This window comes from Mucilaginibacter robiniae, assembly GCF_012849215.1.
In the GTDB taxonomy this organism is placed as follows: Bacteria; Bacteroidota; Bacteroidia; order Sphingobacteriales; family Sphingobacteriaceae; genus Mucilaginibacter; species Mucilaginibacter robiniae.
In genome coordinates this window covers 980,413-1,005,141 of sequence record NZ_CP051682.1, presented here as the reverse complement: position 1 = coordinate 1,005,141, position 24,729 = coordinate 980,413, and the positions used below count along the sequence as shown (strand labels likewise).

The following is a 24,729-nucleotide window of genomic DNA, read 5'->3' as shown; positions in this document are numbered from 1 at the left end:
GGTTTTAAAATAATTGCTACTTGAAACTATACTCCCTTACCCTATAAACTATGAAATATTTTATACCCATCACTGCGGCTATGCTGACCGTATCAGGCATGGCTACAGCACAAAACAGGCCATTAAACGGCGAAGGTCATAATTCCGACACCCACCCATCAGCTACTATTACTTCCTTTACACAAAACTTAAAGAAGTTTGAAGGTTATTTTAACTTTTACTACGATGAACGTAGCGGCAAGGTTTATTTAGAAGTGAATAACTTTGACAAAGACTTTCTGTATTTCAGTTCACTGGTGGATGGGGTGGGTAATGGTGGTCCCGAACGCGGGCAGGCATCATCGGTAATTACCCGGTTTGTAAAAGTTGGCCCTAAAATATTTTTAGTGCAGCCGGTAGAAAACTATCGAGCTGTGAAGGGCAACGAGGACGAGAAAAAAGCAGTAGACAATGCTTTTGCGAAATCAGTAGTTTTTGGTTTTGCACCCGTAGCTATTGAAGGTGATCATGTACTATTAGATTTAACTCCTTTTTTGCTGCGCGATAGCCAGCATATTGGCGAGGGTTTAGGCTCAGGTCGTGGTAACCTGGGCAGTGCCATTGCTGCGGGTAGCCGAGGCAATGCCAGTGTAGCAGCAGGTGGTGGTTACCGGTTTGATGAAACACGGTCGGCCGTTTATATGGGTAATACTAAAAACTTTCCTAAAAACTCAGAATTTGAAGCGCTGATTACTTTTGCGGGTAATGGTGGTGGAGGTAGCCGCCGGGGTGGGGGCATTGCGCCCGACCCAAGTTCGGTAACGGTACGTATGCACCAGGCTTTTGTAGAGCTACCAGATGATAACTTTAAACCACGCAAATTTGATCCGCGGTCAGGTTTCAACCAGTTTTCTTATTATGATTTTTCGGCACCCATGTCGGAGCCTTTAATGAAGCGTTTTACTGCCCGGCACCGTCTGCAAAAAAAGAACCCCGGCGCAGCTATGAGCGAACCGGTAGAACCTATTGTGTATTATATTGACCGGGGGGCGCCACCGCTCATTAAAAAGGCGTTGATTGAAGGTGGTTCCTGGTGGAACCAGGCTTTTGAATCTGCCGGTTATAAAAATGCTTTTCAGGTAAAAGAGCTACCCGAAGGTGCCGACCCGATGGATATTCGTTACAACGTAGTGAACTGGGTAAACCGATCGGGCAGTCCGGAGCGGGCTTTCTCTTATGGTTCATCCTATACAGACCCACGTACCGGCGAAATTATTAAAGGTGTAGTGACCTTAGGTTCTGACCGGCACCGGCAGGATTACCTAATTGCCGAGGGTTTGCTGCAACCATATGAAGATGGCAAACCAGTAACCGACAAAATGGAAAAGATGGCACTGGCCCGAATCCGGCAGTTATCGGCTCACGAAATTGGTCATACGTTGGGGTTATACCATAACTTTACTTCCAGTACGCATGAACGGGCTTCAGTAATGGATTACCCTTTCCCGCGGTTTTCCTTAAAAGCTGACGGAACTATCGATGTATCTAATGCTTATGCTACTGGTATAGGTGCCTGGGATAAGCGGGCCATTACGTGGGGATATGCTGAATTTCCAAAAGGGACTGATGAGAATACTGCTCTAGACCAAATCATGAAAGAAACCTTGGCACAAGGTCATATCTTTATTCCCGATATTGGTGGAGGTGTGCATCCGATGTCGCACCAGTGGGATGATGGCGTAAATGCGGTTGACCAGATGAATAAATTAATGGCCGTTCGCCGGCACGTACTGGATAACTTCTCAGAAAAAGCTATTAGGCAAGATGCACCTATGGCTACGTTGGAAGAAGTGTTGGTGCCAATGTATTTGCTGCACCGTTACCAGATTGAAGCCGTATCCAACTCATTGGGTGGTTTATACTTTACCCATGCCTTGAAAAACGATGGTGAAATTGTAACCAAAATGGTGGAGCCTGCCGAACAATGGCGAGCATTTGACGCACTCATGAGCACCATTACACCTGAAGCATTAGCTTTGCCTGAAGCGCTGATTGCCAAAATTCCGCCGAGGCCAGTAGGTTACCCAGCATCGGTAGAAACCTTTGGGGGCCATACGGGCGTAACGTTCGATCCAATTAGTGCTGCCGAAACTGCAGCGGGTACTACTTTATCATATATGCTGGATGCTAATCGTGCAGCTCGCCTGATTGAGTACAACGCGCGCGACAGCCGTCAGCCGGGTTTATTAGCCGTATTGGATAAACTGATTGACCAAACCTGGAAAGCGCCATTGCAGCCCGGTTATAAAGGAGAATTGCAGATTTTGGTGGATAATATAACCTTAAAGTATCTGCTAGAGCTGGCCGCAAATACCCGCGCTGGTGAGAATGTGCGTGGCGAGACTTTGCTAAAGATTAATGATTTGCAGCAATGGATGAACAGCCGCTTGGCTAGTTCGGCACCAAAACAAAAAGCAGCCATGTATTTTGCTTTATCGCAAATAGAGGAGTTTCACAAAAATCCAGAAAAGTTTCAACCTGCTGAACCGTTGGAAATGCCACCTGGCGCACCAATTGGTATGCCAAGTAATGAATTTGAGTTTTAAGATACAAATTAAACAAGAAAGTGTCTTTTGTTTAGTAAAAAGGCACTTTCTTGTTAATAGGTTACCCAATTAGTGAACTTTAACTTGTTGTGCAATCAGGTAAGAAGTGATATAATTTTTTACTTCTAATTTCTTAGTGGGATCGCTAATGAGCTCATACAAAGGGACTAATCCATTTTCGCCAATATCAATAAAGACTGAATTGTCTATAGTAGTGCTTGAATGCCAATCAACAATACTTACATTGGTATTATCATCAAGCTTGTTTACTTTTATTTTAGTAACATCTGCTCCTAAAGCTTCATAAACAACTTTAGGAGAGGAAATAGTTTTTAATCTCTCATCAGTTACAGCATCAATACTGCCCGAAAACAGGCCAAATACTTTTTGAAGTGCATAAGTAAAGCCTGCTGTTTCTGATATTTTGCGATCAGAGGCAGTGGATACAGCCTGATAATAGACATTGAACTTAGCGCCAAGTATAACATCTGACAAAACATGTGTGCCGTACTTTTTAATTAAGCTAGCAGCACTCAACGTGCTTAGATCTCGACTGAAATCAAGTGTTAGATAGTTCTTTAATAGGTCGTAATTTTCCATGTACCTCAGCCTTTTTCTTTGAATGACTTGCGAGAAGCTGCCATAAACGTACTTTCGAGATAAGGCATCTGAATCAGGAAAAGGAATCGTAATAGAGCCTTTAAACAACTTTAAGCCTTTGGTAGCTGTTAGCCAATAAGATGTTTGTTGTGCAAAGTTTTCCGCATTTTCAGTATGAAAAGCTTCCGCATACGATGACGAGGCAAGATTGATTATAAAACGATCTGGATTGTTAGTGATATAAGCATCTACATTAAGTGCTTGGTGACGTACAGCGCTGGTATCTGCATATTTTCCGGTTACATCATATCCGTAACCTAGTAGATTGTAGGTGCTGCTGCCTTGTATGCCAGGATAGTTTGCAAGAACCTTTGGGCCAATAACGGTTATTTTAGATTCAGGAATACTAGTAGTGGTGGTAGGTAAAAGTGTTTTCAATGGGTTTATTACAAGCGTAGCATGAGCATAGCAGTAGTAATGCAGTTAAATTTCTTTTCATTGTATTGCTCAAAGGTTAATTGAGGACTAATGTAGTTAAAACCTTAATAAAGCTTTGCAACAAACTAGATTAGTTTTCCTGAGTATTAAATACAACGCGGAAAGTACTGCCGTTACCAGGCTGGCTATCCACGGTAATTTGTCCTCCTTGCGATTCAATTTGGGTTTTAATCAGGTATAAACCAACACCTCTTGCACTTAAGGATGGATGAAAGGTGGCATACAAGCCAAATACTTTATGGCCATACAGTTCTAAATCCATTCCAAGTCCGTTGTCTTGACATTCTAAAACAATCCTGCCATCTTCGTTGCGGTACGATCTGAATTGTACCTGCAAATTTTTTGCTGGATCACGGTATCGGATAGCATTGGATAGTAGGTGCTGAAAAATGCTATTCATGTACAACTGTGAAAAGTAAACAGCCGGAACTTCAAAGTGCTGCATAACTTCTGCTTGTATTTGCTGAAGTTGAAAATTTTGCGCTTCTGTAACTTGGTCGGCAACCGTGGCAAAGCTCACCAGCTCCTGACTGATACTTTGTTCCTGTGCTTCCATTACGTTGGCCAAATCATCAAGCGTAATGGTAAGTGCTTGCGTTACACGTTTGCTTTTCAGCATCAAGTCTTTGTTGTCATGATCTATATGGTCAACCTCAATCATTTCTGCTAGTGCAGACAGGTTGCTGGTATGATTGCGGATGTTATGAGAAAGCACATAACTGAAATTTTGCAACTGCCGGGTTTTTTCTTGCGTAGCTTTTAAGGCGCGGCTCAGTTCAAGCTCATGCTTTTTATACTGATCAATATCCATCAGCGTTCCTCTAAGCTTTACTACTTTGCCCTGCTGATTATAAACCGGTTCGCCGATGTGTCTTATCCATAAAGTTTTATTTTGTGCCGTAATGGCAATCGCTTCTAAATCCCATTTGCAGCCGTTTTCTAAAGCATTTTCTACAGCCTGGCTGAGCAAATGATTATAGGGTTCCGGATAGTAAGAAAAAACGTTTTTTATATTAACGTCGGCATCAGTAGGTACTTCTAAAATATCATACACTGTTTTTGACCAGCTACGCTTTCCGGTAACTACATCCCATTCCCAGCCGCCCACACAGGCAATACGGCCCGCTTCTGTAAGCAAAAACTCGCTGGCCAATAAACGTTCTTCGGTTCTTTTACGTTTGGCAATTTCAATTTTTAAATCTTTAACTGAACGTAAGTTTAAGAGCAGCGGGAAAACGCGGTTTAGAGCATAGGCTGCAAAAACAGAGACAATAGCTGTTGCTAAACGCAATATGGCGCTTAGCCGGTAGGCTGGCCACCAAAAAATAACTGCATCTATCAGGTGTGTAAGGCCGCACAACAAAACAAAAGCCAGAAAAAGAAGCGTAATACCTTGAAAAGGTACATCCTTTCTTCTAATTATGAGCCGTACAAGCAAAATCGGAATAGCAAAATAGGCAGCCCAAATACCCAGATCAGACAAGATGTACAACCAGCCATGAAAGTCGGTCCAATTTCCGCAATGCCAGCGCGCCGGGAAATCATGAGTGTCAAATAGCTTACTGAAAAAGTCGGTAATCTGCTGTGCAACGGGCTGTGCAGCACCAGTACCCGCTTGCCGGCTTTGGCATAGCGGTCCGCATGTTGAAGGCGATATAGAGGTATTAGTATGAAGTAATACCGGTTGAGTACTGGCTGAAAACGACATAAGTAGAGTGCAATTATACTAAAGCAATTCAATCACTTTTTCCCGGCTCGGTACATCACTTTCCTGTTTCATAAAGTGTTGAAAACGTAATTAGTGTAATTAACAAGATGTAAGCATAGGTTTATACTGCTATAACAAGCTATTTGTTACCTGTAGTATATTCCTAAAAGTTGTTTTTGTGTTTGTTGATAGATGTAAGTGCAATAGGGACAATTAAAAATGAAGCCCTAAACCGGTTTGTGCTAAAAACTCATGAAACTTTTGATACAATAATTTAAACTCCTGAATAACTTCTAAACCGGCTGGGGTTACCTCTGCCCAACCGCCGCCCTTACCACCTCGGTGCGAAATCACAACTGGTGCTTTTAGGTGGGTATTCATGTGGTCAATAAGTTGCCAAGCCTGCCGGTATGACATGCCCATCTGCATAGCTGCTTGCCGTATAGAACCGCTTTGTTGTATGCGTTCTAATAATTCAATACGGCCAGGGCCCAAAGTAGGGCCACCCTCTGTTTCCACCCAAATTCTGCCGTTCAGTTTTAATTCCATAATAGCGTTTGTAAATAGGCATTTACAGGTGTGCAATATTATTATAACTAAAGCACTATTAACAATTAAATACAGATTAGTTTAAAAGCATGTTGATTTAATGTTTCTGAGGTAGTAAGCAGATCTGGTCCATAATGTTTACAACTAAAAAAGAATAGTAATGAGTTGTTTTATAAGGTAAATCAATTACCTTCGTTACATACTTGCACGGGGTGCTTTTAACTGCTGGTTAAAGGCTGAGATAATACCCGATAAACCTGATACGGATAATACCGGCGTAGGGATGCATGGGCTTTATGGTTTTTCAGCATTGCTGTTTATGCATAATAGGCCTTGTTTCTGTACCAGTATTGGCGGGCAGAGGCAAGGCTTTTTTCATGTTTAATTTAAAAGCATATGCTACCTGAAAGAAACAACTTCGGCCTGATTACCGAAAACCTGGCCAACTGGCAAGGCCGCAAAGAATGGTTTTTTAACCGCGAACACACCGATACTTACGAACAATGGTACGAAGGACGCTATAAACGCGCTGAAGTATGGCAAAAAAAGGTAATGGCTCAACTGTTGGGTAAAGACCCGCGAGTTAAAGAACTGCTGGAGTTTGGCTGTGGTACTACTCGCTTTACACGGTGGTGGCATGAAATAGGTATCGAAGCTACAGGCGGCGACCTATCGCCTTTTATGCTGGGCCAGGCTGTTCACTTGTTTAAAGGCGATTTGGTGAATGCCGATTCGCACTTTATGCCTTTTAAAGATCATACGTTTGATGCTGTAGCCTTTATTACCACGTTTGAGTATTACCGTAACCCCGTACAGGTAATACGTGAGGCTGCCCGCGTGGGTAAACATGGTATTGCCTTTGGCATGATGAACCGAAATTCGCCTAAGGTGCTACGCAGGCGTGTTCAGCAGGTGTTTGGTAAAAACCCTTTCTATGTAACAGCTACTTTTTATACCCCGGCTATGCTGATTGAAAAGATTGACGAAGCGCTGAAAGGGCGGCAGTATAGCTTGGAGTGGACTTGCACCGGCTTGCCGGAGTGGTTTCCGGTGCAGCAATGGAGCGTACCCGTGGGCGATTTTTTTGGTTTATATGTTAAACTGCTCGACTAAGGTTTATTTATGTCATTATCCGGAAAAATAAACAATGGTGGTTTTGAGCAAATTATTCTGCCACGCTGCGGGTATGAACGCCAGTTGGTAAAAAGTGGACCAGCCTTTGGGGTAGATGTATCAGTAATTGATTTAGGTAGTGGCATGGGGCTGGCCCTCACCAGCGATCCACTGTCATTAATCCCGTCTTTAGGTTTGCAGGAATCAGCCTGGCTATCTGTACACCTGATGGCTAATGATATGGCCACTACGGGTTTTGCGCCTATGTACGCGCAAATGGTACTGAACCTGCCACCTACCTTAAGTGAGCAGGATTTCGAGGTTTATTGGAATTACATTCACCAGTATTGCGTAGGGATTGGTGTGGCTATTACAGGCGGGCATACGGGCAGTATTGAAGGGCAAAACTCTACCATTGCCGGTGGCGGAACCATGTTGCTTACTGCGCCCATTCAACAAATATTATTAAGTAAAAAGGCAGAAGCCGGTAACGTAATTATTGTAACCAAAACCTGCGCATTATCATCGTCAGCCATACTAGCTATGAGTTTTCATGAAACCGTAAAAAATAAGCTGGGTGCCGAAGTTTATAATAGTGGTTGTGAGCTGTTTTATCAAACCTCATCTCTACCCGATGCACGAGTTGCTGCAGGAACAGAAATTCGCTATGCTGAAGTAATAGCCATGCATGATGTAACCGAAGGTGGCGTATTAGGTGCTATTTACGAAATGGCTATAGCTTCAGAACTAGGTGTTCGGGTTGATAATGAGCGTTTACCCATGAGTGCTATATCACAACAAATCTGTAATTTATTTGAAATTGATGCTCGGTTCTGCGTGGGGGCAGGTGCTATGGTGATGGCAGTGAAGAAAGAATACGGCGAAATAGTTGTGCAGCGCTTACAGAGCAATAGTATTCAGGCTACCATAGTAGGCGAGTTTACCGAAAAAGAACAAAGTCATAAATTGGTAGAAGAAGGAGTAGAAAACGATATGCCTTACCTGAGTACAGACCCTTACTGGGCGGCATTTTTTACTGCTTACAAAAATGGATGGAAATAATGGATAGTAGTTATCAAATATCTGGTGGCATTTACCTGGTACTTAATCCTGCTATGGAAAGCAAGCTGCTATTAGCCAAGCTTAAATCTGCCTTAAGTGTTGGTTTGCAAGTGGTGCAAATCTGGAATAACTGGCAGCCCGGTACCGATAAATTGGCATTAGTTAAGGCTATCGGCGAGTTGTGCAATAGCCACCGAGTCCCGGTATTAATTAATGAGGAATGGCAACTGGTTATGCAATCTCCCTTTCTGCAAGGTGTACATTTTGACGATGTTCCGGCAGATTATGCAGCCATACAGCAAGCCATTAATAAGCCCTTTTTGGCGGGTATCACCTGTTCTTCCAACTTGAATAAAGTACTTTGGGCTGATGAACATCAGTTAAATTATGTGTCTTTTTGCTCCATGTTTCCTTCACCTTCTGCCGGGAGTTGCGACATCGTAATGCCATCCATCGTGAAAAAGGCACGTACACTAACTACCCTCCCCATTTTTGTTTCCGGAGGCATTACACCCGAAAACTTACTAGCACTTAAAAAAGAAACGCCGTTTAATGGCGTAGCCGTTATCTCCGGTATATTAAGCGCCGATGATCCTGCACAACAAGTTAAACATTATCAAAATGCTTTAAGCATGTAACATTAATATATTATGCGATTAAAAACCATTGAAAAACTTTGCTGCCCATTTGATAAAAATGATCTGAGTTTACAGATACTGGCTAAAGATACTGAGCAAAATATTTTGGAAGGCATATTAAGCTGTACCCAGTGCCTGCGTAAATACCCTATTGTGTATGGAGTGCCTATTATGTCGCCGGATGAATACCGGCAAATTAAACTGGAACAACCTGTTCTGGAAAGATGGAAGCTGGAATATGGTATTACCGATACTCAGTTGCTGCCCAGCCATTGATAATAGCTGAAGCATTATAGAGCTACATACCGCCATTATGCTTATTATTGGCGGTTAATTTGGATATATGTTTTTTCAAAACATCGTATTAGCTATCAGGAAAAACAAGCTGCTGTATTATGCTAAAAACTTTTTACAGCAGCGCATTCCAGCTATGGGGTACGAAAAAGCTGTGCAAAAAAAGCAAGCAGTCATTCAGCTTTACGATGAAGCGTATATAACTGACCGCGTTAACTACTATAACAAGCTAAACCAGTTTATGCTGCTGGGTAAACAGGCTGTTGCTTTGCGTGAAATATGGAAGATTAAAAGTCCCAAAGCGTACCGTTTTGATACAATGGCATATACGCGTTACTTCAATCCAAGCCTTAAAGCGAACTTTACTTTTGGTGATGTAATTACCACACCTACTATACCTACGTTGCAAAAGAGCAGACCCGTTGCAAGTAATAACCAGAATGCAATTTTGTTAAAGCTGGATAAAAAGCGACACTTCTTTTTCATACATGATCGTAAAACTTTTGTAGAAAAGAAAAACATGATGATTGGTCGGGCTTCGGTGGTGCAACCACACCGGATTAGGTTTATGGAGATGTACTATAATCATCCGTTGTGCGATTTGGGGCAGGTAAACCGCGAAGGAGGGAATGCAGAATGGCTGAAACCTAAAATCTCTATTACTGCACACTTAGATTACAAGTTTATTTTAAGTTTGGAAGGACATGATGTAGCCACTAACCTGAAATGGATTATGTCGTCTAATTCCATTGCCGTAATGCCTAAACCTAAGTACGAAACCTGGTTTATGGAAGGAAGGCTGATCGGCAATCATCATTATATCCAGATTAAAGATGATTATTCAGATTTGGAGGAACGATTACAATATTATTTAAATCACCCGAATGAAGCTGAAGCTATTATAGTAAATGCACATCAGTATATAGAGCAGTTTTTCAATACCACACAGGAGGATTTAATTTCACTGCTAGTATTACAAAAGTATTTTAAGCTTACCGGACAAGTGGAATAACAGATTAGCAAAGCCGCTTTATAGATTAATTACTGATGCACTTACAGCATCGCTTGCACTAAATTATCAATGTTCATGAGTGTTCGCACTTATAAAATTACTACCTTAATTGGATAAGTAGAAATACTTAAGTTAAGCTAACGGCCATTTGAATGTTACAGCGTTCGTAAGGCGTAGCATGACCAACTACTTTTTGGAAGCCTAATTTATGATATAAGCTGATGGCTGGCTTTAAAATGGTATTACTTTCCAAATATATTTTTGTAGCTCCCAACACTCGCGCTTTGCTTAATGCAGCTTGACCTAGCAGCCAGCCAATGTTTTTGCCTTGTGCTTTGGGCGATACCGCCATTTTTACCAATTCAAAATCATAAGTCGGATCGTCCATTTTTAGTAAGGCGCATACACCTACAGGTTCATCATGGTACAAAGCCACAAAAATGTACCCGCCTGGTTGCAAAATGTAGCTCTCCGGATTATCCAAAGCTTTGTAATCTGCGGCCTCCATTTTAAAGTATTGAGATATCCATTCTTCATTTAAACTTTTAAAAGCCTGTGCATAGCGAGGCTCATAGTTTACAATTTGAACGTGCTGGCTTTCGCGCTGCTTTTGCTGTTCTTTTACCCGCTGTAATAAGCTTTTCTGTTCCAATAAAAATTCCCACTCTTCAATAGCCTTCCACAAGTTATGGGTAGCCTGTGCCGAAACTTCTTCTACGGCATTATTTACATCAGTATACTGGTTTTGGATTTTTTCGGTAATTGCCAAGCCCTTTTCCGATAAACAAACCAGATTACGCCGGCCATCGGCAATGTCTTTCTTTTCTATAATTAATTGTTGTTTCACCATTTCGCCTACAATTTTACTTACCGAAGGGTGGGAGTGCCTTATTTCTTTGGCAATAGTAGTAATGGTTTTTTCTTCTCCTTGCGACAGTGCATAAAAAACCGGAAACCATTTGGGCTGCATTTCAATGTTATAAAGTTTATAAATCTGAGCAGCATCTTCTGTGATGGTTTCAGTCAGCATTCTTAATCGGCTACCTATAGCTACCTTACCTACTTTCTCGAAAAAAGACATATGAAGCAAATTACGTAATTAATTACACAATTATATACATTAAGAATTTATAAAGCAAATAAAAGACGGTTAAGGACTGGCATTTAAGACATTTATATTATTTACTGTAAAAATGTATCTTACGGAAGTATAATTTTTAATACATGATTCCTGCTTCTGTACACGATCAAAAACCAGCTATCCGCAACCACATTAAATCGGTAATAGGAGGATCTATAGGTAATTTGGTAGAATGGTATGATTGGTACGTGTACTCGGTATTTGCCTTATATTTTGCTGGTACATTTTTTCCGAAGGAAGATGAAACGGCACAACTGCTTAATACAGCCGGCATTTTTGCCATTGGTTTTTTAATGCGACCGGTAGGTGGCTGGCTGATGGGTACTTATGCTGATCGTAAAGGGCGTAAGGCTGCTCTTACTCTATCTGTATTCATGATGAGTGGAGGCTCGTTGCTGATTACACTAGTGCCTGGATATAACCATATTGGTATTGCTGCACCTGTTATTTTAGTACTGGCCCGTATGCTGCAAGGTTTAAGTATAGGGGGAGAATATGGTACAGCCGCTACCTATTTGAGCGAAATAGCGCCACCCAACCGACGCGGACTGTACTCCAGTTTTCAATACGTTACTTCTATCATGGGGCAGTTGGTAGCTTTGGGTATTTTACTGGTGTTACAACGCTGGCTACTTACCCCGCAGCAGCTTGCCGATTGGGGCTGGCGTATTCCGTTTGGGCTGGGAGCAGTGCTGGCTTTATCAGCAATTTACCTGCGGCGTAGTATGATAGAAACAGAATCTTTTACTCACGAAACGGTAGCCGAACAAGCGCGAGGTACCCTTCGCGAGTTGCGGAAATACAAGCGTGAGGTAGCTATTATCATCGGCTTTACTATCGGGCTAACAGTTTCTTTTTATACCCTGACTACTTACGTGCAAAAGTTCTTGGTAAATACGGCCGGTTTTAGTAAAAATGAATCAACTCTAATCACTATAGTGAGCTTGTTAGTTTTTATGCTAGCTCAGCCACTGGCCGGTTTGCTGGGTGATTATATAGGTCGTAAACGCCTCATGATTATTTATGGTGTGCTGGCTCTGGTTACCACATTTCCTATTCTGAATACGTTAAGCCATACCCATCAGGTCTGGATAGCTACTATACTCATTATAGCTGCACTTTTAATATTAAGCCTGAGTACCTCTATATCGGCTATTATCAAAGCTGAGCTGTTTCCGGTTAACGTACGTTCATTAGGTGTTAGTTTCCCGTATGCGCTGGCAGTAGCCTTGTTTGGTGGTACTGCCGAATATGTGGCTTTATGGTTTAAAAAACTGGAATACAGCTCCGGGTTTTACTGGTATATAACAGGTTGTATTGCGGTGTCATTGCTGGTAAGTATCATAATGCCGAATACCGAAAAGCACTCAAAAATGCAGGAGTAGTGGGTAGCTGAACTTTATTTTGAGCAAACAATATAACCGATTAAGCGCTTTTATTATAAAACATTGATTTTATGGCTTCAGAACAAACCACTCCTATTAATGAGGAAGAAAACGAAAAAGCAGCAACACGCAACCCTAATGATACTAACTTAGGGCCTACAAATGATAATAAAGATGCAGGTGAAATGGAGGCTTGGCAAAGAGCCTATGATGCTTCAGTGCCTTCATCAGAACTGAACCTGGACAGCGGCGACTTTGCTGGTGGCCCTGTTGGTGAAGACGATAAAGACAAGCAGGACAGGCCAAATTTAAAACAATAGTTGTTTTGAAAAGCCCACAAAAAAAGCTTAGTGCATTGCACTAAGCTTTTTTTATAAAACTAATTACAGTAAGGTTATACACTAAGCCATGAACTTCTTGACAACAGCAAAAAGCTCACTAAGCTCAAAGGGTTTTTTTAAGTAGGCGTCAGCCATGCCAGCTTCTGCAACTTCTTTAATGTTACTTACAGCCGATACAATAACTACCGGAATGTGACTGGTTGCAGGATTAGTTTTAAGTTCTTTACTCAATTGCTGGCCATTAGCATCACTTTTCCAATCGGTAAGCCAGTTATCCAACAAAATTAAATCAGGCTTAATTTCATCCAAACTCTTTAAAATTCTGGCATTATCTGAGGCTACAACCTCAATTTTTTCATGCTGTAAAGCATAAACAATGGTATCTCTAATATCTTTATCGTCCTCAACCAGTAAAACTTTCTTAGCCATAACGCTGTCAACGCAATAAAATGTATCTTCAAACTACTACTATTCAGTCAATTGTTATATACCTTTTGGTTTTATAATTGACTGGATTTAAAGCATAACAAACAATAAGGGCGCTTTTGTTTTACAAATTCTATTAAAAAATAGCAGTCAGCTAAAGTATAAGTGAATTTAGGCTGCTTATCTGGCTTGCTAAACCAAGCGGGTTAGCTTTTTAATTTTTGCCGGTTTGGAAAGTAATACGGGCGAGATGCGGACAAAATACCGATAATGTACGGCTTCCTGGTGCTTTTGCCAGCTTTCTTCATCTTTCCATTCTTCAATAATCAAATATCGGCAACGTTCATTGTTATATTGGTAAAGTTCATATTTCAAGCAGCCTTCTTCCAGCAAAGAGGTTTCTACCAGCTTTTTTAACTCCTGCTCAAATGTTTCCTCTGCATCTAAATTACAATGTAATATGCCCACCAACTTGATACTCATAACACCAATATTATATGTTGATATATAACCTTGTGTTCAGGCAATTGTTCAAAAATCTTGTTCGAATTACCAGGTTATTAGGGCAACTGGTAACAAGCTCGGCAACGGGGTTCGTAAGTATCCATTTCGCCCAGTAAAACACGGCTGTTATCAGATACCAACCGATAGGAATATAAAGCAGGGTTGCCACATTTTACACACACGGCATGTACCTTGGTTACTGATTCAGCCATGGCAATAATAGCCGGCATTGGGCCAAAGGGTTTACCCAAATAGTCCATGTCCAGGCCAGCTACAATTACTCGCACACCTTTGTTGGCTAGGGTATTGCAAACATAAGGTAACTCATCATCAAAAAACTGAGCTTCATCAATACCTACTACCTGCACATGGCTACCTAGCAGCAAAATAGCCGATGCGTTATCAACTGGTGTAGAAGGGATACTAATTTGATTGTGCGATACAATGTCAGTTTCGTGGTAACGGGTATCAGTTTGCGGTTTGAAAATTTCTACAGCCAGTTTGGCAATTTGGGCACGTCGTAGCCTGCGAATTAATTCTTCGGTTTTACCCGAAAACATAGATCCGCAAATAACTTCGATACTTCCACCATGTTCGCTTTTCCGCTTAAATACATCTTCACTAAACAGCATGCACAAAAAATTAACAGCCGACTAATATCAGAATTATATCTTACTTTTGAATAGGGACATTTTCAACAACCGAGTGTATGAAACAACAGGAGATACTAAAAAAGATAGGTGATATTATCAAAGATCTGAACGAGCAATACGAATTTCTGCAATCTCAGGAAGGGATGTTTAATGAGCTGGAACTAGAGTTGTTTTCGGCTAATGCTCATTTTTTAGTTGATCATACCAAGATATTGAAAAGGCTGAACGTAGGTGTCGAACCTGCGTTAGTCGCAAATAAGGAAGAAACTGTACAGCAACCAGCCCCTGAACCTTTTCAGGCACCAGCAGAACCGGAAGTACAAGAATCTGAGCCGGAAGCAGAATCGGTTGAGCCTTTTAGTGCACCATTGCCTTTCATAATGGAGCCTGCAGTTACCTTTGATCCAGAACCTGTACCTGAGTTGACTATAAACGAGCAACCTCCGGCAGAAGATCCTATTTCTGCTGCACCAGAGCCTCTAGAAAAACCTGTATTAGCAGAGGTCATAGCACCTCAGGAAGTTTCAACACCTGAAGAAGTACCAGTAACTTCTGCATCGCCAGCACCTCAGGAAGCAGTAATGCCTGAAGAAACACCTGCACCTGAAATTGCTGTAGCGCAAAACCAACCTGATACTTTCTCATACATCAGGCAAACGCCCGAAGTAAGTTCGGCTGAGCATACTTTTAGTATCAGCAGCCATAGTGAAGATGCTTATGAAGAACCTGCTGCCTTAACTGCACCTGAACCGGCATCTGCAACCGCTTCAGAATCCACAACGTCTGGTGAAGAAGCCGAACAGCCTGTATTAACTTTAAATCAGAAGCTTTCAGCTCAGCTACGCCCATCGGTTAGCAAACCCGAAAGTCAGAGTACAAGCGCACAGCCTGCTATAAGCGATATTAAATCGGCTATCAACCTGAATGATAAAATGTTGTTTGTGAAAGATCTATTCAATGGCTATAGTTTATCGTATAGCGAGGCCGTTGACTTGGTTAACCGTTGTAAAAGTTTTGATGATGCCGATCGCTTTCTGAAAACCAACTATGCTGTAAAAAATCATTGGGCTGATAAGCCGGCTACTACTGATAAGTTTTACGCCATACTGCGTAGACGGTTCCCTCAATAAAATAAGAGTAAATACTTGAAATTGCGTTTATGTTAACACCTTATCAGTTTTAAATAGTTGTGTGTAACTGATGATTGTTAACTATACTGAACAAGGCTGGGAAATTATAACGCAACGTGCTCATGGCTTGTTGGCTGCTCAGGTAGCTATGCACTGGTCGGTAGCCGAACGCCCCCAACGCTGGACGGAAACCCTGCTGGCTATAGCCGAGCACGATGATGCCCAGACTGAATTGCAATCCGATGATTTGCTGACGCCGCAAGGTGGACCGGTAAATTTCAGCATGAAGTTGTTTGAACCGGAGCATTGCCAACGGCTGGCCGATTTTGCTTTATCCAAAAGCCGGTATATTGCCCTGTTAACCTCTATGCACATGGTGTTTTTGTATAAAAAGGAAGGAAACACTAACCCTTTAGTAAAGCCTTTTTTGCAAGAACAACAACGTTTACAAAAACAATGGTGTAAGGAATTAAAGATTGGTAAACCCGAAGCCGAACGCGTTTATCATTTACTGGAATGGTGTGATGCATTTTCTTTGTTATTGTGTCAGCATGAAGTACAGCCTGAGCAGCGTACTATTGAGGTAAGCCAGGGGCCATCACAAAAGCATTATCAACTACAGCAAACTTCTACAGGTAACTTAACTGTACAACCATGGCCGTTTGAGGAGGATACTTTTGAGCTACATATAGAAAAAAGGCTGATTAAGCAGCTACAGTTTAAAAGCAATGAGGAATTTAAGCAGTTGTTTTTAGAAGCTGAGGTTCAGGAAAAAACGTGGCAATTAGCCAAGAAGTAGAGCTGCTGTTATAAGCCCAGTACTTGCTTTAACTTCATATAGCCCGCTTTGCTTACCGGCACTTTAGCTCCAGATTTTAGCGTGGCCAGATGCGAGTCTTTCTCATAAGGATCAATACGGGTAATTTGTGGTACACTGATAATGAAGGAACGATGCACGCGTACAAACTGCCTGGCATCCAGTGTTTGTTCAAAAAAGCTCATCGTTTTATTCTTCAGAAACGAGCCTTCGGGCGTATGGATGTTTACATAATCATCATCAGCAGCTAAGTACTCAACATCCTGCACCGGAATAATTTTTACTTTGGTGCCGGTTTTTACCACAATCCGTTCATGCTGTGCCGGTGATTGTGCTACGGCTTCCAATAAATTTTCAGTTTGATTTTGCGGTGATGTTGCTGCAGTTTGGGCCAGGTACTTTTCAATAGCTTTATTAAAGCGCTCGCGGCTAAAAGGCTTTAATAAATAATCTACCGCATGGGTTTCAAAAGCTTTAATAGCATATTCATCAAAAGCAGTAGTAAATATTACCTGCGGAGGCTGTTCTACCAATTCCAGCATTTCAAATCCATTAATTTTGGGCATTTGTACATCTAGAAAAATTAGGTCGGGCTGATGTTGCATGATGGCTTTTATCCCTTCAAACCCATCGCCGCATTCCTGTAAAACCTGTATTTGGCTAAAAGGCATTAGGTATTCTTGTACTACCATTCGGGCTAAAGGTTCGTCATCAATAATTAGTATGCGTTTCATGCCTGTGGAATCTTAATCAGGATGGTAAATATATCATCATTTATGAAAGTTTCCACTAAATCATTACGTCCAAAAAGTAAATACAGGCGGCGCTGTATGCCGCTTAAACCAAAACCAGTACCCTGCCGAGGGCGAGCCGTTTGCGGATCGTAAGGGTTTTGCACCATTACAACCAAATAGTTATCTTCTGTTTCCGCGCGTATGCTGACTGTTACTTCTCCAGTGGTATCATACAAGCCAAATTTGATAGCGTTCTCCACTAAGGGCTGTAATAAAAGCGGCGGCAGCATAGCTTGCTTGCATTTATCATCACAGCTAACTTCAGTTTTAAGTCGGTGGCCAAAACGTACCTTTTCAATATCCAAATATAAGTTCAAGTGTTGCAATTCTTCCTGTAAGCTCACTTGTTGCTGATCGTCTTTTTTCAACGTGCCCCGCAAAAAGTCAGAAAGCTGATGGATCATCTTACGGGCTTCGTCGGGCTTAAAACCAATTAGCGCATTAATGGAGTTTAGGCTGTTAAATAAAAAGTGGGGTTGCAGTTGCTGGCGCAGATTATATAGTTCTGCGTCGCGGGCTAAACGTTCCGCTTCCGCTTTACGTTTTTCCTGCTCTTTTTGGTCTTTTTGCGCATACCATAGTACACTCAGCATGGCCATCCAGCCTATAGCCAAAAAGTCGGTGAAAAAGCGGAGAGAGAGTGATTGTATCACAAACGTTCGGTAAGCATCGCCTATGCCAAACATAGGTAAGCTGTAGCGTACAGCAACAGTACATAAACCAGCTAGGGTAATACACCCAATCAGCAGGTTTAAATAACTGCCTTTGCCCGGCTGATAATACCGTAAATTGTTGTTGATAAGCCAGCAGGCTGCAGCTAAGGGGATGGTGCTAGAAACACTATCAATAATAGCCACATACCATATAAACCCAAAACTATGTATAACATACACCTGTAGTATAGCCCAAGCTAACCCTCCAATTAAAAAGGCTAAGCCAAGTTTGGAAAATACAGTGTTTGATGATGCAGCCATAACGGTCAGTCGGGTAATGGTTGGGTTGAGCGGTTGAATACGGATGATTATAAAAGCCGGGTGTGACGTTCAACGGGTAAGATTGATACGTTTGCCAGATTTTATAAGTAGTGTAATATCAGCTTAACAAAAGTGATAATACTCATGATGATTAATGACCAGTTCATAATCAGGTGGTTTTGAGGTTAAAAGCTACGTATATCAATACCAGCGAATACAGAAATACCTTTCAGGATCAAAATTTTATCGCTGTTGTGTGCTGCCGGGTTGGGCAAGCGTTTATCATCAATGCTGGCAAATACAGCAGCAATATCTGAAGTTACCTGCCAGTGTGAGGGTACCAGCATTTTAACACCGCCAAACAACTGGGTGATATCTATGATGACACTGCCATTGATGTCGGCTTTGGTAAAATCTAGCTCACAGCCACCAAAAATGTTAGTAATTACTCCACCTTTAAAATCTTTAGAGAGAATCACTTTTTTTACACTACCAAATACAGCAGTAGCCTCAATATAATCATCGCCGGGGTGGGAGGCCGGAGGTACGGTAAAGTTTTCTTCCTTAGTATCTGACGCAGTAAAGTTTTCATCTTTTACCACGTAATCGGCTTGTATAGGGTCGGGAGCATACTTGATGTTTTTTGATTTACCGAATTTTGTGGGATGATTTCGACGTAAAATAACCCATATTCCTACAGCTATAATTCCAATCGGCCACATGAAATCACTTACATCAATGCTAGGGAAAATGTCATCTAATAAGTTAGCACTACCAATGAGTACTAAAACAAACCAGCTGACATTCCTGAAGTTATTCTTTGCGCCTATATATATACCTAACACAATCAGGAACACAGGCCAGGTAAATAGCCAGTGTGGAAAAAAGAATAAGTCTAACTGCCGAAGCAATAAAATACCGCCTACAGCCACTAAGATAAGTCCGGCCAGTGCTTTGCTATTTTGGCGCGGAGGGGTAGAGTATGATGGAATGCTCATGATGTACGTGCGAATTAATAAGTCAAATCTAATATAATGTGGAGCTTGCGCCTACAGTAATCAGGTGGCCGGAACGGAGAAGTCGGTAAACGAAGGAATTTTTTCGGTGAAAAAGTTGTGTAGGTGAGTAGTTGTGTGCTATACGGCATTTGCCGATATTGAACGCACCTTTTACTTTTATCACTATGGCAGCTAAACAAAATGCTCCGGGCAAAGCCGTAATTGCAGTTATACTACTTTTAATTACTATTACCATATCGGGTTTAGTATACCTGCGTTTTTTGCAGCCAAACGTTGGGCCAGCTCCTCAAATACATATAGTAAGTAATGCTGCTATGCTGGAGCGTGGCAGGTATCTGGCTAACCATGTTATGGTTTGTATGGATTGCCATAGTACCAGAAATTTTGATGAATTTGCCGGACCCATGGTGGCTGGCACATTGGGGCAGGGCGGGGGCGAGTTCGGGCATGCTATGGGTTTTCCCGGAACCTTTTTTGCACCTAACATTACACCGTTCAATTTGAAAAATTGGTCAGATGGTGAAATTTTCAGAACAATAACTACCGGAGTTACCAAGCTGGGAGAGCCTATTTTTCCCGTGATGCCTTACCATTCATACGGGCAGGTAGATTCTTGTGATGTAATTGCGGTAATTGCTTATCTGCGTCGACTGGCTTCTATTGATAATTTGGTGCCGGTATCAAAAGCTGATTTTCCAGTTAGCCTTTTAGTTCGGGCTGAACCGCAAACAGCGCACCTACACCCAAAGCCAGATTCAACTAATCGTGTAACTTATGGTAAATATTTGGTAACAGCTGCTGGCTGCCAAGATTGCCACACTCAGGTAAACGATATTGGAAAGCCCATTGTTGGATTGGAATTTGCCGGCGGACGGCAGTTTAACATATCGGGTGGTAGTATTTGTTCAAGTAACCTTACTCCAGACGAAAATACAGGTTTAGGTTTGTGGACAGAACAAACTTTTATCAATCGGTTTATACAATACAGAAGTTCTGCTATTGCTTATCGGCCGGTAGCTCCCGGAGATTTTAACACCGTAATGCCTTGGACAATGTATGCTGGAATGAAGGATGATGACCTAAAGGCAATTTTTGCTTTTCTGAAAACTTTAAGGCCGAAACAAAATCAAATAAGAAAATTCAGGCCTAAGGAAGCTGGCATGTAAATAAAAAAGCCTGCTTCAGGAAGCAGGCTTTTTTATTAAACTTCTGGTTCTTGCTGGCTTAAACAATGAAAGCTGCCTAAACCCCAGATAATATCGGTAGAATCAATGCCTACTACTTTACGGTGTGGAAAGCATTGCTGTAATATTTCTAAAGCTTTATCATCATGAGAGCAACGGTAGGTGGGGACAATTACGGCTGCGTTGCTGATGTAGAAATTAGCATAGGATGCCGGCAAGCGCTGATCTTCATGAATCACCGGATCTGGCATAGGTAACTCCACAACATTCAACTGCTTGCCGTTTAGCAAACGCATAGTTTTCAGCGCTTGCAGGTTCTCTTGCAGGATATGGTAATTTTCATCGTTCTTGTTTTCTTCAACTACGGTTACTACAGTATCCTCGTTTATAAAGCGGGTAATATCATCAATGTGCCCGTCAGTATCATCACCTACAATACCATCACCCAGCCAAAGCACTTGTTCAATGCCATAGAAATTTTGCAAATACTGCTCAATCTGCTGCTGGTTAAGGTGCGGATTACGGTTGGGGTTCAGTAAGCAAGCCGTAGTGGTAAGTACGGTGCCTTTTCCGTTAAAATCAACGGAGCCGCCTTCCATTACAATGCCCGGATGGTAGACGGGTAAGTTAAACTGTTGGGCAATACGGGTAGGTATTACATCATCCAAATCAAACGGTGGATACTTGCCACCCCAAGCGTTATAACCCCAATCAACCACTACCTTCTTTTTGTCTTTCTCATTCAATAAAAATGCCGGGCCATGATCGCGGCACCAAGCATCATTAGTTGGAAATTCAAAAAACTGAATGTTGTGCAGGTTAGCACCAGCCTCATGTAAATGCTGTTCGGCAAAAGCCTGCATTTGCTTATCGGCTATGTTAATACGCACCAGTTCGCCTTTGGCTACTTCTTTAATAAACTCACAGTAGCGGGCATAAATAGTTTCAATTTTACCCGGCCATGAAGCTTCTTTATGCGGCCAACTTAGCCAAGTGGCCGTATGCGGCGCCCACTCAGCCGGAAAGGTATAACCTTGCTGAGCCGGCGTATGATCAAAATTAGTCATTATCAATCAGGCGTTTAGTAACAGGAGCATAGGAGTCAATTCTTCTGTCGCGCAGAAAAGGCCAATGGGTACGGTAATGGTCGGTTTTATCCAGATCCAGTTCTACAACGGTAGTTTGCTCATCATGATGATCGCCCTGGAACATCACTTTGCCAAACGGGTTAGACACAAATGAACCACCCCAGAATTTTAATCCAGCTTCTTCACCCACACGGTTTACACTTACTACATGCACACCGTTAGCTACAGCATGTGAACGTTGTATGGTTTGCCAAGCATTGTACTGTTCGGTATTCGTATCTACATCTTGCGTAGAGGCCCAACCAATAGCAGTAGGATAGAATAAAATTTCAGCGCCCATTAAAGCTGTAATGCGAGATGCTTCAGGGTACCATTGGTCCCAACAAATTAATACGCCTATAGTGGCAAATTTAGTTTTGAATACTTTGTAGCCTAAATCGCCTGGGGTAAAGTAAAATTTCTCGTAAAAGCCCGGATCGTCCGGAATGTGCATTTTGCGGTATTTGCCCAGGTAAGTACCATCAGCATCCAATATGGCGGTAGTATTATGATAAACACCTTGTGTGCGCTTTTCAAAAAGCGAAGCGATAATAACTACGCCTAACTCGGCCGCTACTTTCGAAAGCTCATCTGTTGACAGGCCCGGAATAGTTTCAGCCAGCTTGAAATTGTCATAATCTTCTACATCGCAAAAATACAGGGAAGTAAATAGCTCCTGTAAACAAATAATTTGTGCGCCTTGCTGTGCAGCCTCACGCACTTTGCTTATAGCTTTTTGTAAATTTTGCTGTTTATCAGCTGTACAGCTCATCTGTACCAAACCTACTTGTACTTTACTCATCCGTTTAAAATTTGCGCAAAAATATGTATTTTAAATGAGTACCAAAGTGCTGCAAGCAGTATAGTTAATCACTGGAAAGTCAGTAATTAATACTATCCATCAGGTTGTTTCTCAAGCGTGCTCAAAGGTGCTAGATAACATAATATTACCTCTTTCATTTACTGTTCTGTGGTAGTATCAAATCGGCATAATTGTTAACTGCTTTATTAACATCCTTACTCACTCTAAACTTTTTCATTTCCTCATCAGGGTAGGTATCTAATAATGGCAGTAGTTCTTTGGCAGGTACATCTTGTGCCAGCCAAAGCTTTTCTTCTTCCGGACTTAGGATAACCGGCATGCGGTTGTGTAACTCGCCTACAGTTTGATTAGGAGTGGTGGTAATAATACTGAAACTCCTGTACCATTGCTGATCTTGCGGGTTATGCCAATGGCTATACAGGCCGGCAAAAGCAAATACATCACGGTCGGTGAGTTCAAAACGGTAAGGCTGTTTTTGACCTGCTTCTGTTTTCCATTCGTAAAAGCCATCTACCAATACCAGGCAGCGTTTACCTTTATTCATTAGCGGCTTAAAGCTGGGAAGTTCAGTAATAGTTTCAGCTTTGGCGTTAAACATTTTGTAGCCTATTTTTACATCCTTGGCCCAATGCGGAACCAAACCAAAGTGGTATTGCTGAATACCTTGAGGCTGGTCGGCTGTAATAATAGCCGAGTTCATGCCCGGTGCCGTATTGTATGATGGTGCAAACGGGTCAATTACTTTCACTTCATATGTTTTGGCTATTTCTTGGTCTGCTTTGCTAAGGGAAAATCGGGCGCACATAGATATTTGTAGTTAGAGCTTGATCAAATAACAAGAATGCAGGTTTATTGATTGCACTTTTTGCTGTACAACTAACATATAGTACTACACGGGCACGTTCCTTACAATTAAGCATTTGCTAAAATTGCATTAAAAAAGTGCTGAAAACCATAGGGTAGCTGCACACCTTGTGCTTACATTGCTCCTGTAATTACCTTTCGGTGTTCCATTCCCCAATCTGTAAGATTGTCAATAATGGTCTGCAATGTTCGGCCATATTCCGTTAGTTGATATTGAACCGTTACAGGTTGAGTATCTAAAACCGTTCGCTTTACCAGCTTATTCATCTCCAGTTCTTTTAATTCCTTACTCAACATTTTGTTAGATATGCCATTCACATCGTTCAAAATATCAGAGAATCTTCTTTGATTATAGTAGCAAATAGACGAAATAATAGAAATTTTCCATTTTCCGCTCAGTACGTCCATGGCATCGTGAACAGCCATAATCTCTTTTTTATGTTCTTTGTGACATCCGTTTTCAACCATAAGTTACTTAGTTACTCAAATGTTACTGTTACTTTTCGTTACAAAGTTACTAAAATTAATAACTCTGTTTTAAGTTTGCTTCGTAAATGATAAACAATAGAACAATGAATTTTACAAACAAAAATGTAGTAATAACAGGCGGCAGCACCGGAATTGGATTAGCAACTGCCAAAGCATTTATTGACGCAGGAGCAAATGTTTGGATTACAGGCAGAAGTGCTGACAACTTGCAAAAAGCAGCCGAAGAAATTAATAGTCCGAAATTAACAACGGTTGTTTCTGACACTTCAAATTTGGCAGGCATTGCAGTTTTAGAAAAAGCAATTGCAGACAGCGGAAACACATTAGATGTTCTTTTCCTGAATGCAGGAACATTTGTATTTTCACCGATTGGACAAACAACAGAGGCAGATTTTGATGTTCAGTTCAATACCAATGTAAAGGGGGCTTACTTCACTCTACAAAAATTACTTCCGCATTTGGCAAACGCATCTGCCGTGGTATTTAATTCATCCGTTGTAGCAACCGCCTCGAATGCAGGAGCCAGTGTATATTCTGCTACCAAAGGCGCATTAAATAAAATAGCCCAAATTGCAGCAAACGAATTAGCAGACAGAAAAATCCGTGTAAACATTGTTAGTCCCGGGCCAACTGCAACACCAGGTTTTGACAAAGCTGTTCCGGTAGGCGCCAAAGAAATGGCTACTGCCGCTACAGCGCTACAAAGAATGGGCAACCCTGATGAAATTGCAAAAGCAGTATTATTTTTGGCTTCTGATGATGCAAGCTTTATTACCGGAACAGAACTTTTGGTTGATGGCGGTTACATCAATTATGCGTTGAAATAAGTTATCGAAAGTTTGATAATCAAATAGTAGTCGATTCATAAAACTACATTGCTCAACTTCTGAAAAAATAGAAGCCGCCTAAACCATTTTAGGCGGCTTCTATTTTTTTAATGGTTCCGATGGGATAACACTCGAACCACTTGTTGGAGGATTTGAAGCTCCTGAGTGATTT

The 24,729-nt window shown here is 41.6% G+C and carries 26 protein-coding genes and 1 riboswitch; of the genes, 12 read left to right on the top strand and 14 right to left on the bottom strand.

Features of this window, described 5'->3' with window-relative positions; all coding sequences use genetic code 11:
- The first annotated feature begins 50 nt into the window (after positions 1-50).
- Complete coding sequence (locus tag HH214_RS04575) at positions 51-2,585, top strand: zinc-dependent metalloprotease (RefSeq protein ID WP_169606220.1); 2,535 nt, start codon at positions 51-53, stop codon at positions 2,583-2,585.
- A 69-nt stretch (positions 2,586-2,654) separates the two neighbouring features.
- On the opposite strand, the gene HH214_RS04570 is transcribed toward HH214_RS04575, so the two are convergent.
- The 3 genes from HH214_RS04570 to HH214_RS04560 form a co-directional block, all read right to left on the bottom strand.
- The gene (locus HH214_RS04570) at positions 2,655-3,623 is read right to left on the bottom strand and encodes an MAC/perforin domain-containing protein (RefSeq protein WP_169606219.1); all 969 of its coding nucleotides are present in this window, start codon (positions 3,621-3,623) and stop codon (positions 2,655-2,657) included.
- Between the two features lie 130 nt (positions 3,624-3,753).
- Positions 3,754-5,391, bottom strand: coding sequence for a sensor histidine kinase (locus HH214_RS04565; protein WP_169606218.1), 1,638 nt, complete (start codon positions 5,389-5,391; stop codon positions 3,754-3,756).
- 213 nt (positions 5,392-5,604) lie between these two features.
- Positions 5,605-5,940, bottom strand: a complete 336-nt coding sequence (locus HH214_RS04560) for a winged helix-turn-helix domain-containing protein (protein ID WP_169606217.1) — start codon at positions 5,938-5,940, stop codon at positions 5,605-5,607.
- Between the two features lie 198 nt (positions 5,941-6,138).
- Positions 6,139-6,241, top strand: a riboswitch (TPP riboswitch).
- Positions 6,242-6,336: 95 nt separating this feature from the next.
- Between HH214_RS04560 and HH214_RS04555 the strand changes: the two genes are divergently transcribed.
- The 5 genes from HH214_RS04555 (at position 6,337) to HH214_RS04535 (ending at position 10,059) form a co-directional block, all read left to right on the top strand.
- Positions 6,337-7,053, top strand: a complete 717-nt coding sequence (locus HH214_RS04555; RefSeq protein ID WP_169606216.1) for a class I SAM-dependent methyltransferase — start codon at positions 6,337-6,339, stop codon at positions 7,051-7,053.
- A 9-nt stretch (positions 7,054-7,062) separates the two neighbouring features.
- The gene (locus tag HH214_RS04550) at positions 7,063-8,115 is read left to right on the top strand and encodes an AIR synthase-related protein (RefSeq protein WP_169606215.1); all 1,053 of its coding nucleotides are present in this window, start codon (positions 7,063-7,065) and stop codon (positions 8,113-8,115) included.
- Positions 8,106-8,753: a thiamine phosphate synthase gene (locus HH214_RS04545; RefSeq protein WP_248282201.1), complete on the top strand. Its 648-nt coding sequence runs from the start codon at positions 8,106-8,108 to the stop codon at positions 8,751-8,753. The genes HH214_RS04550 and HH214_RS04545 overlap by 10 nt, the downstream gene beginning before the upstream one ends.
- Before the next feature lie 12 nt (positions 8,754-8,765).
- Entirely contained in the window at positions 8,766-9,029 is a 264-nt protein-coding gene (locus HH214_RS04540) for a Trm112 family protein (RefSeq protein WP_169606214.1), read from the top strand.
- A 67-nt stretch (positions 9,030-9,096) separates the two neighbouring features.
- Positions 9,097-10,059 carry a glycosyl transferase family 90 gene (locus tag HH214_RS04535; RefSeq protein ID WP_169606213.1) on the top strand — a complete coding sequence of 321 codons (963 nt, stop codon included), beginning with the start codon at positions 9,097-9,099 and terminating at the stop codon, positions 10,057-10,059.
- Positions 10,060-10,186: 127 nt separating this feature from the next.
- On the opposite strand, the gene HH214_RS04530 is transcribed toward HH214_RS04535, so the two are convergent.
- Positions 10,187-11,140 (bottom strand): bifunctional helix-turn-helix transcriptional regulator/GNAT family N-acetyltransferase, encoded by a 954-nt coding sequence (locus HH214_RS04530; protein WP_169606212.1) that lies wholly within the window; start codon positions 11,138-11,140, stop codon positions 10,187-10,189.
- 143 nt (positions 11,141-11,283) lie between these two features.
- On the opposite strand from HH214_RS04530, the gene HH214_RS04525 reads away from it, so the two are divergent.
- Positions 11,284-12,585, top strand: coding sequence for an MFS transporter (locus tag HH214_RS04525; protein WP_169606211.1), 1,302 nt, complete (start codon positions 11,284-11,286; stop codon positions 12,583-12,585).
- 71 nt (positions 12,586-12,656) lie between these two features.
- Positions 12,657-12,905, top strand: coding sequence for a hypothetical protein (locus HH214_RS04520; protein WP_169606210.1), 249 nt, complete (start codon positions 12,657-12,659; stop codon positions 12,903-12,905).
- A gap of 81 nt (positions 12,906-12,986) precedes the next feature.
- On the opposite strand, the gene HH214_RS04515 is transcribed toward HH214_RS04520, so the two are convergent.
- The 3 genes from HH214_RS04515 to HH214_RS04505 all read right to left on the bottom strand — a co-directional run bounded on the left by HH214_RS04515 (position 12,987) and on the right by HH214_RS04505 (position 14,488).
- Positions 12,987-13,355, bottom strand: a complete 369-nt coding sequence (locus HH214_RS04515; RefSeq protein ID WP_169606209.1) for a response regulator — start codon at positions 13,353-13,355, stop codon at positions 12,987-12,989.
- Positions 13,356-13,544: 189 nt separating this feature from the next.
- A complete protein-coding gene (locus HH214_RS04510; protein WP_169606208.1) occupies positions 13,545-13,835 on the bottom strand; it encodes a putative quinol monooxygenase in 291 nt (96 codons plus the stop codon).
- Positions 13,836-13,912: 77 nt separating this feature from the next.
- Positions 13,913-14,488 (bottom strand): thymidine kinase, encoded by a 576-nt coding sequence (locus HH214_RS04505; protein WP_169606207.1) that lies wholly within the window; start codon positions 14,486-14,488, stop codon positions 13,913-13,915.
- A 77-nt stretch (positions 14,489-14,565) separates the two neighbouring features.
- On the opposite strand from HH214_RS04505, the gene HH214_RS04500 reads away from it, so the two are divergent.
- Positions 14,566-15,639, top strand: coding sequence for a hypothetical protein (locus HH214_RS04500; RefSeq protein WP_169606206.1), 1,074 nt, complete (start codon positions 14,566-14,568; stop codon positions 15,637-15,639).
- A gap of 70 nt (positions 15,640-15,709) precedes the next feature.
- Complete coding sequence (locus tag HH214_RS04495) at positions 15,710-16,438, top strand: DUF3891 family protein (RefSeq protein ID WP_169606205.1); 729 nt, start codon at positions 15,710-15,712, stop codon at positions 16,436-16,438.
- Positions 16,439-16,446: 8 nt separating this feature from the next.
- On the opposite strand, the gene HH214_RS04490 is transcribed toward HH214_RS04495, so the two are convergent.
- From HH214_RS04490 to HH214_RS04480, 3 genes are all read right to left on the bottom strand, one after another.
- Positions 16,447-17,190, bottom strand: a complete 744-nt coding sequence (locus HH214_RS04490) for a LytR/AlgR family response regulator transcription factor (RefSeq protein WP_169606204.1) — start codon at positions 17,188-17,190, stop codon at positions 16,447-16,449.
- Positions 17,187-18,224, bottom strand: a complete 1,038-nt coding sequence (locus HH214_RS04485; RefSeq protein WP_169606203.1) for a sensor histidine kinase — start codon at positions 18,222-18,224, stop codon at positions 17,187-17,189. Before HH214_RS04485 ends, HH214_RS04490 begins: the two co-directional genes overlap by 4 nt.
- Before the next feature lie 185 nt (positions 18,225-18,409).
- A complete protein-coding gene (locus HH214_RS04480) occupies positions 18,410-19,222 on the bottom strand; it encodes a LiaF transmembrane domain-containing protein (RefSeq protein ID WP_169606202.1) in 813 nt (270 codons plus the stop codon).
- A 185-nt stretch (positions 19,223-19,407) separates the two neighbouring features.
- Between HH214_RS04480 and HH214_RS04475 the strand changes: the two genes are divergently transcribed.
- Positions 19,408-20,409: a c-type cytochrome gene (locus HH214_RS04475; RefSeq protein WP_169606201.1), complete on the top strand. Its 1,002-nt coding sequence runs from the start codon at positions 19,408-19,410 to the stop codon at positions 20,407-20,409.
- A 35-nt stretch (positions 20,410-20,444) separates the two neighbouring features.
- Here HH214_RS04475 and HH214_RS04470 read toward each other — a convergent pair whose 3' ends face one another.
- From HH214_RS04470 to HH214_RS04455, 4 genes are all read right to left on the bottom strand, one after another.
- Positions 20,445-21,494, bottom strand: a complete 1,050-nt coding sequence (locus tag HH214_RS04470; protein WP_169606200.1) for an agmatine deiminase family protein — start codon at positions 21,492-21,494, stop codon at positions 20,445-20,447.
- Positions 21,487-22,356 (bottom strand): carbon-nitrogen hydrolase, encoded by an 870-nt coding sequence (locus HH214_RS04465; RefSeq protein ID WP_169606199.1) that lies wholly within the window; start codon positions 22,354-22,356, stop codon positions 21,487-21,489. Before HH214_RS04465 ends, HH214_RS04470 begins: the two co-directional genes overlap by 8 nt.
- A 154-nt stretch (positions 22,357-22,510) precedes the next feature.
- Complete coding sequence (locus HH214_RS04460) at positions 22,511-23,182, bottom strand: SOS response-associated peptidase (RefSeq protein ID WP_169606198.1); 672 nt, start codon at positions 23,180-23,182, stop codon at positions 22,511-22,513.
- 173 nt (positions 23,183-23,355) lie between these two features.
- Positions 23,356-23,709 (bottom strand): winged helix-turn-helix transcriptional regulator, encoded by a 354-nt coding sequence (locus HH214_RS04455; protein WP_169606197.1) that lies wholly within the window; start codon positions 23,707-23,709, stop codon positions 23,356-23,358.
- A 104-nt stretch (positions 23,710-23,813) separates the two neighbouring features.
- On the opposite strand from HH214_RS04455, the gene HH214_RS04450 reads away from it, so the two are divergent.
- Positions 23,814-24,557: an SDR family oxidoreductase gene (locus HH214_RS04450; RefSeq protein ID WP_169606196.1), complete on the top strand. Its 744-nt coding sequence runs from the start codon at positions 23,814-23,816 to the stop codon at positions 24,555-24,557.
- Positions 24,558-24,729 lie beyond the last annotated feature (172 nt).